Origin of the sequence: Bacillus sp. SIMBA_026, from assembly GCF_046535335.1 — a bacterium.
GTDB lineage: Bacteria > Bacillota > Bacilli > Bacillales > Bacillaceae > Bacillus > Bacillus velezensis.
Map to the genome: position 1 here is coordinate 1 of NZ_JAWRWX010000304.1, position 256 is coordinate 256.

The following is a 256-nucleotide window of genomic DNA, read 5'->3' on the forward strand; positions in this document are numbered from 1 at the left end:
GGGCGTTCCCGGCCTTCCGGAAGGCCCTGTTGTCCTTGTGGGACCGATGGCGGTGGGGAAGTCCGCCATTGGCCAGAGACTGGCAGACCACTTGGGCTTGCCGTTTGTGGACACGGACGCTGTCATCGTTGCCGCTCATGGAAGCATCGCCGATATTTTTGCAGGCCGTGGGGAGCACGCGTTCCGCGAGATTGAGGCGCGCGCCGTCGCCAAGGCCATCGAGTCCGCCAAGGTCCAGCCGGCCATCATTTCCCTC

At 64.5% G+C, this 256-nt stretch carries 1 protein-coding gene; it reads left to right on the forward strand.

Annotation, left to right across the window (positions count from 1 at the left end; genetic code table 11):
* Positions 1–46: 46 nt before the first annotated feature.
* Positions 47–256 (forward strand): shikimate kinase (locus SB847_RS21575; protein ID WP_410578727.1); only part of this gene is annotated, 210 nt, incomplete at its 3' end.